This is a genomic window from Paenibacillus ginsengarvi (assembly GCF_003626695.1).
GTDB classification, from domain to species: Bacteria; Bacillota; Bacilli; order Paenibacillales; family NBRC-103111; genus Paenibacillus_AB; species Paenibacillus_AB ginsengarvi.
In genome coordinates, this window is the sequence record NZ_RBAH01000013.1 from 42,579 (window position 1) to 55,296 (window position 12,718).

Annotated in this window: 10 protein-coding genes; 7 read left to right on the top strand and 3 right to left on the bottom strand. The window is 51.9% G+C overall.

All coding sequences use genetic code 11. The annotated features are described in order from the left end of the window. Positions 1–194: 194 nt before the first annotated feature. Complete coding sequence (rarD, locus tag D7M11_RS18325) at positions 195–1,079, top strand: EamA family transporter RarD (protein ID WP_120748805.1); 885 nt, start codon at positions 195–197, stop codon at positions 1,077–1,079. An 88-nt stretch (positions 1,080–1,167) separates the two neighbouring features. Here rarD and D7M11_RS18330 read toward each other — a convergent pair whose 3' ends face one another. Beyond that, positions 1,168–2,139 carry a helix-turn-helix transcriptional regulator gene (locus D7M11_RS18330; RefSeq protein WP_240041186.1) on the bottom strand — a complete coding sequence of 324 codons (972 nt, stop codon included), beginning with the start codon at positions 2,137–2,139 and terminating at the stop codon, positions 1,168–1,170. Positions 2,140–2,245: 106 nt separating this feature from the next. Here D7M11_RS18330 and D7M11_RS18335 point away from each other — a divergent pair, with 106 nt between their 5' ends. Then, positions 2,246–2,725: a hypothetical protein gene (locus D7M11_RS18335; protein WP_120748698.1), complete on the top strand. Its 480-nt coding sequence runs from the start codon at positions 2,246–2,248 to the stop codon at positions 2,723–2,725. 48 nt (positions 2,726–2,773) lie between these two features. Next, positions 2,774–3,250, top strand: a complete 477-nt coding sequence (locus D7M11_RS18340; RefSeq protein ID WP_120748699.1) for a GyrI-like domain-containing protein — start codon at positions 2,774–2,776, stop codon at positions 3,248–3,250. A gap of 184 nt (positions 3,251–3,434) precedes the next feature. Here the strand turns inward: D7M11_RS18340 and D7M11_RS18345 are convergent, their stop codons facing one another. Beyond that, entirely contained in the window at positions 3,435–3,992 is a 558-nt protein-coding gene (locus tag D7M11_RS18345) for a TetR/AcrR family transcriptional regulator (protein ID WP_120748700.1), read from the bottom strand. A gap of 186 nt (positions 3,993–4,178) precedes the next feature. Here D7M11_RS18345 and D7M11_RS18350 point away from each other — a divergent pair, with 186 nt between their 5' ends. Then, positions 4,179–5,228, top strand: a complete 1,050-nt coding sequence (locus D7M11_RS18350; protein WP_120748701.1) for an NAD(P)-dependent alcohol dehydrogenase — start codon at positions 4,179–4,181, stop codon at positions 5,226–5,228. Positions 5,229–5,351: 123 nt separating this feature from the next. On the opposite strand, the gene D7M11_RS18355 is transcribed toward D7M11_RS18350, so the two are convergent. Continuing rightward, positions 5,352–6,353, bottom strand: a complete 1,002-nt coding sequence (locus D7M11_RS18355) for a LacI family DNA-binding transcriptional regulator (RefSeq protein ID WP_120748702.1) — start codon at positions 6,351–6,353, stop codon at positions 5,352–5,354. 346 nt (positions 6,354–6,699) lie between these two features. Here D7M11_RS18355 and D7M11_RS18360 point away from each other — a divergent pair, with 346 nt between their 5' ends. The 3 genes from D7M11_RS18360 (at position 6,700) to D7M11_RS18370 (ending at position 12,694) form a co-directional block, all read left to right on the top strand. Continuing rightward, positions 6,700–8,028, top strand: a complete 1,329-nt coding sequence (locus D7M11_RS18360) for an ABC transporter substrate-binding protein (RefSeq protein ID WP_158606696.1) — start codon at positions 6,700–6,702, stop codon at positions 8,026–8,028. Between the two features lie 97 nt (positions 8,029–8,125). Next, positions 8,126–11,368 carry a DUF4838 domain-containing protein gene (locus D7M11_RS18365; protein WP_120748704.1) on the top strand — a complete coding sequence of 1,081 codons (3,243 nt, stop codon included), beginning with the start codon at positions 8,126–8,128 and terminating at the stop codon, positions 11,366–11,368. Positions 11,369–11,452: 84 nt separating this feature from the next. Beyond that, positions 11,453–12,694, top strand: a complete 1,242-nt coding sequence (locus D7M11_RS18370) for a Gfo/Idh/MocA family protein (protein ID WP_120748705.1) — start codon at positions 11,453–11,455, stop codon at positions 12,692–12,694. Positions 12,695–12,718: the final 24 nt, after the last annotated feature.

A 12,718-nucleotide genomic window follows, 5' to 3' on the forward strand; every position in this document is an offset into this window, starting at 1 on the left:
CAAATAACAAGCCGAGCCGCATCTGCGGGTATGCTCTAATGCAGAGCCGATAAGTTAAACCCGTAAAAAATCCTGGTACTATCAGGATTTTTTTGTTTTCGCGGGTGGAAGGCCGACCAAATATTTCCTTTGCTTAAGCGCGGAGCGAGGCGTATAATCCGTTCTGACATAGAGGGAGAAGTGGGGAATTGGTTATGAACAACGGTTTGGTCAACGCCATTATCGCGTATATCATGTGGGGGGTACTCCCGCTTTATTGGAAGCTGTTTACCGACGTCCCGGCAGGCGAGATTTTATCACATCGAGTCGTCTGGTCGTTCGTCTTCATGGGTATTCTCGTCGCCGTCCAGCGGCGATGGGGCGAAATGAAGCGGATTGCGGCTAGCCGTGCGCATCTGCTGCCGCTCGCAGCCAGCGGACTGCTGATCGCAGCGAATTGGCTCATCTTCATCTGGGCGGTTAACAACGGCCATGTGGTCGAGACAAGTCTCGGCTATTACTTGAACCCGCTGCTGAACGTGCTGCTGGCGGTCGTTTTCCTTCGCGAGAAGCCAAACCGCAGCCAATGGCTCGCGATTGCCATCGCTAGCGCCGCGGTGCTTATCATCGCCATCGACTACGGGCGGTTCCCGTGGATCGCGATCTCGCTTGCTGCGTCGTTTAGCTTGTACGGCTTAGCGAAGAAGAAGATCGGGCAAGACGCTTCTATAGGCTTGCTGTCGGAGACGGCGGTCGTCCTGCCCTTCGCGCTCGGATACTGGATCTACTTGGCCGCCGTGGGAAAAACGACGGCATGGACGCTGCCTGCGTTCACTTTCTCCGAGCTGCTTCTGTCCGGCGTGGTAACGGCGCTGCCGCTGCTTTTCTTTGCGCGAGCGGCTGCACGGATGACGCTGTCCACGCTCGGATTCGTACAATACATCGGACCGACGATCATGCTGTTTTTGAGCGTATTCGTATTCAAAGAAGCGGTCTCGCCGGTTCTGCTTGTCGGCTTCGCGCTCATCTGGTCAGCGCTCGTCGTATACGCAGTGGCATCCGTTCGCGGTACGAGACTCACGAAGACGAAGGCGAACTGAAGGCCAAAGGCGCTCCGGCGCCGCCATAACGGCCATTTCCGTCCGACTGGGCGGGGATGGCCGTTTTTATGTTTGCAGTGAGTTTACTTTAAACAAGAAATTTTCCCTTATGGAAACGCTCTTGCAAAATCACGCGCAGCTCCTCAGGAATCCGCTCAAACTCGACCCCTTTCCCCAAAAACAAAAGCCAATCCGCATAATACGCCAGTGTCTCCGCATCGGTCACATCCAGTTGAACATTGAAAATCCCGCTTGACTGAAACATCCCGGTCAAGGACAAAATAATCCCCGGCGGGTGCATGCGCTTAAAGCGCTGAATTCCAGTCATATCAAGCTTCACAACAAGATTGGCATCACGTGCGCCAAGCCGCTTTTTGCTTAAAATCTCTTGCTCGGACCACTTCATCTCCTGCTCGGAAATGGCGGAATCCCGCAGCATCTCAACAGGCAAATACCGAAACTCATCCGTATCAAAATCATAAACCTCGACCCGCCACTGAGCGTTCGAGTTAAAAATATGCAGCAAAAAAACGTCCATGAGCTGCGGCCAGCCCGGGTTCAGCTCATAAGTCAAGCGCAAATGCCTATCCCGCACAGCAAGCGAAATCAGCTGGTTCAGCTCCGCAGGCGCCGCATCGTCGAGCTCGAGAAGATTCGGATTGGCGGGATTTGTATTTTCGAAAAGCAACATATGATTCAGCTCGATAAGTTCGTCTTGCTGGGTTTGCGACGCGATGCCGATGAGTTTTTCAGTGATCGAACGGCGATTTTGCAAATAAGGCAGCTGCGAATTTTTCGAGGCGATAAAGCTGATAAAAATCGCTTTCAGCTCTTCCGGCGTGAAGCGGACGGCGGGCAAATACTGATTTTGCAGGACAAAGTAGCCGCCACCGCGCCCAAGCTCAGTCGTCAGCGGAAAACCCATTGCCTGAATCTCGTTAATGTCGCGAATCGCCGTCGCGCGGGAAATCTTGAACTCCCGTTGAATTTCGGCAATCGTAAAATGCGCGCGGTTATTGATGTAGCGCATAATCAAGTTCACTCGTTCTGTTTTCTTCATGATTTTATTGTACCAAAAATGTAGCAATAAAAACGTATCATTTTTTGATACATTCAAGGGGTACTATCAATCTTGTAAAAACTAAACCCGCAAAGGAGAAAATAACATGCCTAACTACTCCATCAAAACCATCTCGGAAAACTACAAAATGACTGCTTTCGGTGTCACATTTCAAGATTTCAACGACTGGGCAGGTAATGCTGCAAAAACTGCGGCGAAAAAAGCCGAAATCACAGAAAACGGCGAGCTTGCTAAACTTCTCGCGCTCGCTGACGGGCAAGAATATCAAATCAACTATGTCGTCGACGGCAAGGCTTGGCGCGGCTTCGGCGTGATGGGGGAGTTCGAGGTGGAAGGCGCGGTCGTCCTCGATTTTCTCGCTGGCGACTACCTTGTCGTACCTGGCACAGGCGCAAACAAAGACCGTCTTGCTGACGAAATCACAGGCAAAGTTTTCGGCGGCATGCTGCAAGAAATCAAAAACTACCAATACGTTGGTCCTGGTAACTCCACATTCGTCCAAGCCGCTGAGAACGGTGAATTTTACGGCGAAATGTGGCTTCGCGTAAAGAAAGTCGAAGGCTAATCGCTAACCAACCCGCAGAAGTTAAACTTGGATAAAAGGAGCATTCCCATGGCAGCTTACACACTTGAGCACAAAAAATCGTTCACATTGACCGGTTATGGTTTTTCAATCCGGTCGAATTTCCAAGACGTTCCGGCTATGCAGAAGGAAAAATCCGAGTTCTGGGGCGGACTCAAGGCTGACGGGCGTTTCGCGAAGCTCAAAGACGCGGCAAAAAACGATCGCGAATGGTCAGTCAACGAGGTTTATCAAGGGAAACCGTGGAATTATTTCGCGGTAGAAGCTGGCAAATCAGTAGCTGACGCAACGCGCCTCATCGAGTTTCCGGAGAGCGAGTACATCGTGGTCGCAGGAAATGGCGACAAGGAAACTTTGTTCGATCAGCTGACTTACCATGCTTTTGGTGAAGTCTTGGCCCAAGTCACCGACTATGCCTACATCGGCGGTCCAAATGCGACTTATCGCAAGGATAACGGCGACGGCACTTTCTACGGCGAATTTTGGGTGCCTGTGGTTAAAAAATAATCCTCAATTTCGAAAATAGGGGCAGCATGGATTGGCCGCTTGAGCTTTAGAGTGTAATCGAAATGTAACATTCGGTTTATATTCCGCTAACATTCCGCGGTTAAGATGTAGTTGACCCCCTTTTTTATATAAAATTGCCCGCGGCTTGTTGGCCTGCGGGCTTCTTTTTGCACAATCGCATGATCTAAAGACTTCTCCCTAACAAAGTGCCGACTTGTTTGGCCATGACTTGCGGCGGATACGGCATACCATTCCGAATCCACCATTCAATAACCCCTACATATGCCGTTCCGGCGTAATGCAGCAGAACCTCTTCACTTAATTCAGCATTTTTGCCGCTTTCTCTGTCAATCTCTCCTTTGAATCCTTCGATAAAAGAAGCAAGCAGCCGTGTTCTGAACGACGATGGGGCGCCTTTAGCCTCTTTACTGGCCAGCATCGTCGAAAAAAACAAATAGTTTTGCTCGAAATATTCAAAATAGGGCACAAGAGCATCGGTCCAATCCAATTCACAAGCCCATTTATCCATTTCAACTAATTGAATGAAGTGGGTTTCTATGAGTTTATCCAATAAATCATATTTATCCTGATAATGAAGATAGATGGTTCCGCGGTTTACATTGGCTCGGTCTGCGATATCCTGAATCGTAATTTCGTCAAAGTTTTTTTCAGACATTAGCTCAATAACCGCTTTTTTCAAGGATTCTTGCGTTTTAACAATTCTCCGGTCCACTTTGGTCATCGATCAACATTCACCTGGCCTTCTGAGTTAATGAACATTTTCTATATATTTTGTTGATTTATCAACGTTTTACGTTTTATTAACCATTGAATCTGCTCCTCTACACTTTATAATAATAGACATAAGTTGATTAAACAATGTGATTTGGTTATTGGCTTCGCGTTGTTTATTTCAAGGAGGATTTATATGATTACTGCTAGTGCACGTGCTGTATTCAACGCAGAAGGTTCGTTCAAACAAACTACGATAGAGCGCAGGGATCTCAAGCCTCATGATGTTCTCATTGCGATAAAATACGCGGGTATATGCCACTCTGATATCCATACCGCTCGCGGCGATTGGGGACCGGTACAATATCCGCTCGTTCCGGGACATGAGATCGCTGGAATTGTCACTCAGGTTGGTTCGGATGTCAGCAAGTATGCTGTAGGCGACCGGGTAGGGGTAGGCTGTATGGTTGACTCCTGCGGGAAGTGTGTGAACTGCCATAAGGGAGAAGAGCAGTATTGTCTAAGTGGAAATACGGGGACTTACGGAGCGATCGACCGGTATGGACACTATACACAGGGTGGCTATTCCACGCACATCGTCGTAACCGAAGACTTCGTGGTTAAAATTCCTGGCGGTATGGAGCTTGACGTCGCCGCTCCTCTCTTGTGTGCCGGCATCACCACCTATTCGCCGCTGCGCCACTGGGGGGCCGCTCCCGGGAAGAAGGTTGCTGTTGTCGGTCTGGGCGGACTTGGGCATATGGCTGTGAAGCTCGCTCATGCTATGGGGGCGGAGGTTACGGTATTATCACAATCGTTGAAGAAGAAAGAAGACGGTTTGCGGCTAGGGGCCGACCATTATTTTGCCACGAGCGATCAGGAGACGTTTAAGCGGCTCGCCGGTTCATTCGACCTCATTGTGAATACGGTGAGTGCGAAGATCGATATTAATGCCTACCTTTCGTTGCTGGCATTAGACGGTACCTTGGTCAACGTCGGTGCGCCGTCAGAACCGCTGCCGGTTCAGGTATTCTCCCTGATCCCGCATCGTCGCTCGTTTGCCGGATCGATGATCGGCGGTATTCGCGAAACTCAGGAAATGTTGGATTTTTGCGCCGAACATAACATTGCCCCCGAGATCGAGGTTATAGCCGCGAAACAGATCGACGAAGCCTGGGATCGCGTATTGGCTTCGGATGTCCGGTATCGTTTTGTGATCGATATCAGCACGATGGAGAATGAGTAACGATTGATGTACAAGCCTATACATGCAGGAGACCTAGCGCCATTGGCGACTTAGGTCTTTTTTGTAGTTCGTATGAGAAGAACATCAGCTGAAAACGCACTTTCAAGCCGAAGCATCGAAAAGTTAGATGTCCATCATCTCCTCGGGGCGAAGCACCGATTCGCGAATCGTCAATTCAGCTTCCACGGTGATGTCGATCCATTTGCCGTCAGGAGAATCCGGCTCTTCGGCAGTCAAAATATCGAGAGCCGCCTCGCTCAGCCGATCGATGCTCGGGCCAACCGTCGTCAGCGGGACGTCGAGAATTTGTTCCATCTCTGGAATGCTGTCATATACAATCAAGGCAAAATGTTTCGGAATGCTAATATTATGTTTTTTCGTAATCCGAATAAATTCGAACAGCATACCATGGCTGTCCACAACGAAGGCGGTCGGTCTTTCCTGCGGCCCTTTACGGATGAGGCCAGACAAACTGGCTTCGGGCAGCGGGGACGGAGAACTGTGATGAATGATGAAATCCGGATGATAAAACAATTGGAATTCAAGCAAACCCTGCATAAAGCCCGCCAACTTTTCCGCGTCTTGACCGACGAACGCGATGCGCTGATGACCGAGCTCTGCCAAGTGCTGTACCGCTTTAAAGATGGCGTCTTTCCGATTGATGCCGATTCGGTGCGTGTTTTCTACGGAGTTTCCCCCCATTATGAGTACGGAGCCCGCAAAGCCTTGGTTTTCCTGAAGGAACTCCAAGGTTGGCGTCGATTGCGGACGGCACCAATAAATAATCCGGTCGATGAAATGTTCTTTGAATTGTCGAAGCGCTTGATCCGGCTTGGCGAGCGAGATCATCGTCGAAAACCCGCGCAAATCCGCCCGCCGCTGCATGTCGTTGCACCAACGGCTGTAAAACAAACCTTGCGCGTTATACCAAATAATGCCGATGCAATTCGATTTTTTGTTTGCGAGCCGTTTGGCGGCCATATTGGGGACGTAATTCATCTCGCGGGCGATAGCTGCGATTTTATGTCGCGTCAGCTCGTTGACGCCCGGTTCATTGTTGAGTGCCCTGGATACTGTAGCGATGGTGACCCCGGCGGCCTTGGCGACATCTCGAATCGTCGTCATGGTGAATCAACTCTCCTTATGTTGTGCGATCACAATTTCTGTAGGGATGATGATCATTATTATAGGAAACGGTTGCATGGTTTGCAATACAAAAACGTCTATCGACGTTTAAAAAAGCCGGAAAACTCAAAAATAATAAAAAATATGGGATTGATCATTATGTAACAGTTTTGTATAATACGCATTAGAAATCCAATACTATTATGATTTATAAGGAATGTAAACTGTTTAGTAAAAGGTTGGAGGTGATGTTTCCGGTACGCGAAGGCATAACCGATTGACCGATTGTGTTAAGTCGTTAGGAAATGAAAGCGATTTCGAATTAGGGAAATTGGAGGGTGTTTTTGTGGAAAAATCACTGGTTTTGCTTCTTGGCAGCATCTTCTTGGCGAGTGTGTCACTCGCAGGTTGTAACGGCAGTCCGCAACAAGCGGAAGGAGTTTCGAAGGAAGCATCATCGGCTGCTCCATCGACCAAGGAACCGGAAGTTCCACCGGAACCGGTTACGCTTGTTTTTTATGTGGCCAGGGGGGATTTGCCGGATGAGGAATTTGAAGCGTATTTTGTAAAACCGGTAAAGAAAAAGTATCCACACATTACCTTAAAATTGGTCCGGGCGGGAACGGGCACGCAGCTTCAGGATATGGTGGCCGCCGGCGAACAAATGGATATTATTTATAATTCGCAGGGCGGCTGGTCGGCTTTGCTGGATACGAAGCTGCCAGCGGATATAACGGAGCTGATGAAGACGGAGAAGGTAGAAACAAGCCGGTTCGACCCGGTTGCCATGGGATGGCTGCAGGGTCAAGGAACGCCGGGGCAGCTGCTTGGATTGCCGTTTACGCTCAACGGGTCGGCTTTATTTTATAACAAAGACATCTTCGATAAATTCGGCGTAGGGTATCCGACCGATCATATGACCTGGGATGAAGTCATTAATCTGGGGAAACGGGTGGCGCGTACGGATGGCAGCGTGAAGTACAGACCGCTATTAACCCCAGGCTTGGACAAATTTGCTTCCCAACTGACTCCAAGCTATACGGACCCGAAAACCGACGCTCCGCTGCTGGACTCCGAGAAATGGAAGAAAGCAGGCACTTACTTGCAGAACATCTACAGCTTGCCGAATAATGACGAGATCGTACCGGTAACGCAGTATTTCAAAGATCAGATCGTCGCGATGTATGCCGGGGTATCGGTTTATTATGTCGATCAGATGAAGCAGATGAACAAAGCCGGTACGACGTTCAACTGGGGGATGGTCACTTATCCGGATTTTCCGGAACGTACCGGCAAAGCGATGCCGCTGGATGCGCAATCGCTCATTTTATCCTCTACAAGCAAATACAAAAAGCAGGCTTTTGCGGTTATGGCGGTTGCTACCAGCGAGGAAGTTCAGCGGGAGATGAATCGGGAAGGACGAATTCCCGGATTGAATAAACCGGAATGGAGAAGCGAATACAGCAGCAACCTTCCTTTCCTGAAAGGGAAAAATCTCGAATCGATCTTTAAACTCGAGGCGAGCGTGGCAGACAGAGGAAAGTACTACGATGATGTCGTGAAATTCGTCGATCAGGCGCAGCGCAAAATTATTGGCGGTACGGATGTGAACACGGTGCTGCGGGAAGCGAACGATGCGGCGGCGCAGGCGATCCGGGCCAAAAAGAAGCAGTGACAAGCGACGAAAAGAGAATCGAAAGGCAAGCTGGTGGAACCGGGAGCGGGAAGGAACCCCTGGACGGAAAGGATAAATCATTCGGGAGGTGGTTTGTATGCTAGGCAAAGCGGGAAGGTCTGCCTTTGCAGTTGTGGTCACGATTAGTCTGTTTTTTAGTTTGCTGCTGCCTGGAACCGGGTTTGCTCGGGGAATAGGGGAAAGCGGCGAAAATTTGCAGGGAAGTCCGGCTCCAACCGGAAATTCCTCCGATTCAGGCTCTTCGCAGGTGTCCGGAGCCGTATATGGCGATCCGCTGTATTTGGTGCAGAACGGAGCGGCGAACAGCGTGATCGTTATGCAAAATGGCGAAACGAAGCTTCCGCAAGCGGTGGAAGAGCTTCGGAACGACATTTACCGGGCGACCGGCGTAATTTTGCCGGTTGTGAATATGGCGGGGCTGCAGCATGTACCGGAAGGGACGGTGCGTATCGCCGTTGGTCCCGGACCGCTCGCCCAATCGCTGGGCATCGTTCCTGATACGCTTGATGAAGAGGAGTATCGGATCGTGACTTCGGGCAACCATCTCGTGTTCATGGGAAGCGAGTCGCGCGCCGATCTGTGGGCCGTGACGTATTTTCTCGACCGTTATATGGGCGTGCGCTGGCTCTGGCCCGGTGAGATCGGGACGTACGTACCCAAGTCGGATGATATCCTCGTTCCCGCTATGGATGTGATCGATCGTCCTTCTCTATTGAACCGGAGATTGAGAGTTCCCGCCCCGACTCCGCAAGAGGGCGTGGACTGGTTGTCCCTTCATCAGATGGGCAGTCGCAGTCCTTATACGTTTGGTCATTCGTTTACCAAGTGGTGGGACAAGTACAGCGCCACTCATCCGGAATATTTCGCCATGCCGCCTGCGGGGTATAGCTTGGGGCCGACCGATCGGGTCAAGCTGGATATCGGTAACCCCGCCGTCGACGATGTGATCATTCAGGAGTGGCAAGCGGCCGGAGCACCCGATAATTGGAATGTATCGCCGAATGACGGTACCGGCTTCTGCGTGAGTGCGGCATGCCTGGCCATGGATACGCCGGCCGGACAGGCGATCGCCGGCATCTGGACGGGGAAAGCGAATTTGACCGCCCGGTATGTCCGCTTCTGGAACAGGCTGCTGGAGAAAATGCGTCTTATTAATCCTGAGGTGGAACTCTCCGCCTATGCTTACAGCGCTTACCGCGAACCACCTCCAGCCGGAGTGACACTGAATGGCGGCATGGTGCTGGGATTTGTGAATACGTACTGGACCTATGACGCCTGGCGAGACTGGGCCGATGCGGGGGCGAAGCTGTTCCTCCGCCCGAATTGGTGGTATAGCGGAGCGGTTGCTCCTTATTTGCCTCTCCATGAGCAGGGCGACTTCTTCAAGTATGCCGGGGAGCATGAGATGGTTGGCTTCGATTTCGACACCTTGCGGGGCAACTGGGGTACGCAAGGCCCCTTGTATTACCTCGTCGCAAGACTGTCGGAACGGCCGGATCTTTCGGTGGATGAGGTGCTGACGGAATATGCATCGGCGTTTGGTGCGGCTGAACCGATGATTGCCGATTACTTGGACTTTTGGGAGCAATTCGCAGGCAATGCTGCCTACACGGTGAATGCGGGCGAGACGGTATCCCGGGACACATACGGAACGTATGAAACCCTTGCACGGGCACATGGATTAACGCTCGAGCCGATTGTCGGCAGCTATGAAATTTTGCCCTATCTGTACACGGACACCGTACTTACCCAGGCACGAGCCATACTCGATCAAGCGGAAGCGCTGGCGACTGGCGATGCAGAGGCGCTTGCGCGGATCGGCTTCTTTCGCGATGGACTGCGCAATCTGGAACTGACGAGGGATGTTGTGGAATACGGCTATGAGAGGACGCGTCCGGCCGAAGCAACATGGGCGGAATTTGTTCAGCGCTTGCAACAGCTGGAAGCCTTCCGCAAAGAGAGCGCTTCGCGGCACGTCGTGTGGGCCGATACTCTGTACGACTTCGAGCAAGTCCGGAACGTTCCGACGGAACCTACCCGTTCGTCGGGATGGGCGAAATCGTCTTCTCCGCAGACGGCCAATCTGCTGATCAACCCCGATTTCGAGTTGGACAGCGATAGGAACGGTATGCCGGACAGTTGGACCTTTCGAAACAACATGGCTTGGAATGACCAGGAACATCACAGCGGGCAGTATTCGGCAGAGATGATCGCGCTGACGCCAACGACGAAAACGACGGTGAGCCCGCTCAATGCGAGTGTGCAGCCGGTGTTGCCCGGACAATTTTATACATTGAATGTGTGGATAAAGAACCCGTCTTCGTCGTCCGGGGCCGAAGTCATGGTGCGCAAATACGATTCGGCCAAAAACCTGCTGCGCGGCAATCTGGGCATCATTCGCGCCGCGGCGAATTCCGATTGGACGAAGTATGAGCTCTCCTTCATCATACCGGACGATGGCACCATCTATATCGGGGTTTGGTTAAATGCGAACAATTTTGAAGGCACGGCTTATTTCGATGACTTTTATCTGTGGCAGGACACGTCAGGCGCCACTCCCCCGCAATTGCTGAACGTCACTGCTGGTCCGGTGACAGCGGGAGAGTCGGTGTCGGCAACGAGCACGAAGGACGGCATATTGTACTTGGTGCCAAAAGAGACGGAGGCTACTAGGCCATCCATCGAAACGGCTGGTCAGTCGGCCAGCGGACGAGCGGCTGCGGTAGTGGAGAACGTTTACGGGGCGCTGGATACGACTGGATTGCCGCCCCAACTGTACCGGGTATACGTAATCGATCTATTCGGGAACGTGTCGAACGGATCTGCAGATATCTCCGTATTGAAATCGTCGCCGATGATCAGCGGCGTGACCGATGGCGGGACTTACAGCGGAGAGGTGACCATAACTTTCAATTCCGTAATGGGGTATACCGCGAAGCTGAATGGGAAGTCGCTGCTTAGCGGCACAACGGTTGGTGTGGAAGGAAGATATACGCTCGTAGTGAAGAGTGCTAGCGGAAATGAGACTTCGGTAAGCTTCACCATTGCGAGTGCACGGACGATCCTGACGATCATGGCAGAGCGCATCGGCCAATATGAAACGACAGGTGACATGAATGCGGTATTTGCCGATCAGTTGGATTATCGACTGCAAATAGTCGGCATTCTGCTTGACCAAGGGGCCGATACGCAAGCGGCGGCCTATATGCAGGATTTCCTGACCTATATCTCCGATCCCGCCGTTCTTGCGCAACAGCTGCTTTCGAATGTTGCCAAAGAAGAGCTGAATCAACTGGGGTCCGCTTTTCTCCAGACCTAATCGACAAGTCGGACAGGCTCTCGGAAGTGACGGTCGTATGGCAGTACGTCGTCATAGTAGAGCTTTGAAAGGAAGGAATTGTTCATGCAATCGGAATCAAAAGTTAAATTGGGGGTTATCGGGCTAGGCGCGAGAGGGAGCGGCTTGATCCGTAATCTGCTAGTCATGGACGACGTGGAAATACCGGCTGTATGCGATCCTTATGAGGACCGCTTGCAGAAAGCGCTGGACATTGTAGCGGAAACGGGAAGGCCGAAGGCGGAAGGGTACTCGGACTACAAGCAGTTGCTCGCCCGCGACGACATACAAGGCGTTATTATCGCCACGACTTGGATTACACATGCCGAGATCGCATGCGCGGCTATGAAAGCCGGCAAATATGCGGGGATCGAGGTTGGCGGAGCCGCTGCCCTCGAGGAGATCTGGGAGCTGGTCTGGACTTCGGAGCAAACCGGTATTCCCTGTATGCTGCTGGAAAACTGCTGTTACGGACGGGAAGAGCTTGCCGTCCTCCATATGGTCAAGCTGGGGTTATTCGGCGAGCTCGTTCATTGTGAGTGCGGCTACGAGCATGACCTGCGCAGCCAGGTGGCGCTCGGCAAGCAGAACCGTCATAACCGCTACAGCAACTATTTGCATCGTAACGGCGAACTGTATCCGATCCATGGGCTAGGCCCGGTGTCCAAACTATTGAATATAAACCGCGGCAACCGGCTTTTGACCTTGACCTCGATGTCGTCGAAAGCGCGCGGCATTCGCCAGTGGGCAGCGGACAAGTTCGGGGAAAACGACCCGCTGGCCAAAACGGAGTTTGCCCAAGGCGACATCGTCACTACGATGATCAAATGCGCCGACGGTGAAACGATCTCGATCGTTCACGATACGACGCTTCCGCGCCCCTATTCCCGGGCGGGCCGGGTGCAAGGGACGAAAGGGTTGTGGATGGAGGACAACAACTCGATTCATATCGAGGGAAGAAGCCCGCAACATAAGTGGGAATCGTTCAGCGGCTACCGCGAGGAATACGAGCATCCGATCTGGAAGCAATTTTTGCGCGACGGGGTCAAAGGCGGTCACGGCGGCATGGATCACCTGGTGCTCCGCGCCTTTGCCGAAAGCGTCAAAAACGCGACGGACACGCCGATCGACGTCTACGATACAGCGGGGTGGATGGCGATTACCGTGTTTTCCGAAGATTCGATTGCGCTTGGCAGCGCTCCGGTCAGCATCCCCGACTTTACGAGGGGCAAATGGATTAACCGGGCTCCGGGTCCGACGGGCCGATATAGGCTGGACAGTATAGACGAGTCTTGGTTTTTAACATAAGAATGGACATGACGGCAGCCGGAC

Excerpts from the sequence above, each read along its gene's own strand:
- D7M11_RS18355 (WP_120748702.1), bottom strand. The coding sequence starts at position 6,353 with ATGACGACGATTCGAGATGTCGCCAAGGCCGCCGGGGTCACCATCGCT.
- D7M11_RS18370 (WP_120748705.1), top strand. The coding sequence starts at position 11,453 with ATGCAATCGGAATCAAAAGTTAAATTGGGGGTTATCGGGCTAGGCGCG.
- rarD (WP_120748805.1), top strand. The coding sequence starts at position 195 with ATGAACAACGGTTTGGTCAACGCCATTATCGCGTATATCATGTGGGGG.
- D7M11_RS18335 (WP_120748698.1), top strand. The coding sequence starts at position 2,246 with ATGCCTAACTACTCCATCAAAACCATCTCGGAAAACTACAAAATGACT.
- D7M11_RS18350 (WP_120748701.1), top strand. The coding sequence starts at position 4,179 with ATGATTACTGCTAGTGCACGTGCTGTATTCAACGCAGAAGGTTCGTTC.
- D7M11_RS18340 (WP_120748699.1), top strand. The coding sequence starts at position 2,774 with ATGGCAGCTTACACACTTGAGCACAAAAAATCGTTCACATTGACCGGT.
- D7M11_RS18345 (WP_120748700.1), bottom strand. The coding sequence starts at position 3,992 with ATGACCAAAGTGGACCGGAGAATTGTTAAAACGCAAGAATCCTTGAAA.
- D7M11_RS18365 (WP_120748704.1), top strand. The coding sequence starts at position 8,126 with ATGCTAGGCAAAGCGGGAAGGTCTGCCTTTGCAGTTGTGGTCACGATT.
- D7M11_RS18330 (WP_240041186.1), bottom strand. The coding sequence starts at position 2,139 with ATGAAGAAAACAGAACGAGTGAACTTGATTATGCGCTACATCAATAAC.